The following is a 1,607-nucleotide window of genomic DNA, read 5'->3' as shown; positions in this document are numbered from 1 at the left end:
TTAATTCCGGGTGCCGCGGAGTGATTTGGAGACGGCTTTGTCGCGCGTGTCGTTCCAGTTGTTGGGATTGGCGCGGGGTGCGGCGCCGGCTGCGGTGGCGTCGGAGCGTGGGACGAAGGCACCGGTGGTGCCGATGGGGCCCATGGGATCGCCGCCTGGACCGAAGGCCCCTTGGCAAGCGCTGGCACCTGGAACGCCATAGATGTTGGACATCATTTCGACGACAGCCCGTTCAATGACGGAGCGCACGGCGAGTTGGACGGGCTCTTGGCTGCGGCCACCAACCCCGAGGTCGAGGGTGATGTTGTCGAGGAATTGGAAATAGCCGAGACCGACTTCACGGCCGATGATCTGCTTTTGGTAAGAGATGACATCGACGACTTCCAGCGTCTTGGTATCGATGAGGCGTAAGTCGAGACCGACATTCATGACATAGAGCTTGCCATTGACGATGCCCTTGCCATTGGTGGGGTCGCGGTCACCGATGAAGGTGTCTGTGCCGACCGAGCGGATGTTGTAGTTGAGCTCGGTGATGCCGCCAATGAGATAGAAGTCAGAGCCCGGGACTTGGCCGGCAAGAATGCGACGGAAGTCTTGGCCTTCTTCCCCGATCAGACGGTTGTTGGCATATTTGAGTTCAAGCTCAGACACGGAGGTATCGAAGCGTTCGACCAGACGTGCGCCGGACTTGGCGAAGGCGGAGATGGCCATCAAGGAAGCGCCTTGGGTGACTTGGCGACCGCCTTCAAAGTCAGACTTGCCGGTGTAATCCAAGATACGACCGACGGCGACACGGGGCCCGCGGATGTTCTGGGAGCGGGCATAATTGCCCAAGCAGACCAGAGCGGCTGAATAGGGGGTTGGGTTGGCGGTGACGGGCGCATTGCCGATGGGGCGGGCATAATTGCCAGCCGGTGTGGCGGTGGGCGAGATACAGCCGGTGAGGGCAAGCGTGCCTGCAAGGGCGAGGCTGGCCCATTTAGCGCGAGCGAAGAGAGTGGATTGGGTCATTAGAAGTCGAGCCCCCCGTTGAGCGTCTGCTGGGCGTTATTGTTGGTGGAAGGGACAGCCGATGCCGCAGCGGTCGAGGTGTTGCCCGTGGTTGTTGAGGCGGTTTGTCCGTTGATGATGACGGTTTGGTTGCCGTTATTGATCTGGGTTGAATTGACGATCACGGTGTTGAAGCTGCCGGTGGTGTTGACATTGAGCTGGTTGCCAATGGCGGCCCCTGTGCCGGAGAAGCCCATGCCGGAAGCGCCACTATTATAGAGGCCCAGAGGCAAAGACGATAAATCATCGCCCACCACGATGCGGCCATCGATAATGACGCGATTGCCATTGAGGTCGCGGGTGCTGGCATCATAGGGGCGGTTTTGGTCGCCGGGATTGGTGCCATAGGGACGGCTGAATTCATTGGCATAGCCGGCCCGGCTCTGCGCATGGGCTGGCATGGCGGCAAGCATGGCTGCCACGCTCAAAGATGCAGCCGACAATCCAAAAGCGGCACGGGCAAAGCGAGCGCGATCAAGCTTCACAGGGCTAGTTGGATGAGCTTCCTTCATATTCTTCGCTCCTTTAGGACGAACACTGCACCTCAGTCTGCAATG

General features: G+C 59.5%; 2 protein-coding genes. Both read right to left on the bottom strand.

What is annotated here, in order from left to right; all coding sequences use genetic code 11:
• Positions 1-1,011, bottom strand: a complete 1,011-nt coding sequence (gene hfaB / locus B7364_RS08345; RefSeq protein ID WP_085339546.1) for a holdfast anchoring protein HfaB — start codon at positions 1,009-1,011, stop codon at positions 1-3.
• The gene (gene hfaA / locus B7364_RS08340; RefSeq protein ID WP_198534117.1) at positions 1,011-1,562 is read right to left on the bottom strand and encodes a holdfast anchoring protein HfaA; all 552 of its coding nucleotides are present in this window, start codon (positions 1,560-1,562) and stop codon (positions 1,011-1,013) included. The genes hfaB and hfaA overlap by 1 nt, the downstream gene beginning before the upstream one ends.
• Between the last annotated feature and the right edge of the window lie 45 nt (positions 1,563-1,607).

It is taken from the genome of Aquidulcibacter paucihalophilus (genome assembly GCF_002105465.1).
Taxonomy (GTDB): domain Bacteria; phylum Pseudomonadota; class Alphaproteobacteria; order Caulobacterales; family Aquidulcibacteraceae; genus Aquidulcibacter; species Aquidulcibacter paucihalophilus.
The sequence above is the reverse complement of the archived record's forward strand: the minus strand, read 5'-3'. Positions and strand labels throughout refer to the sequence as shown.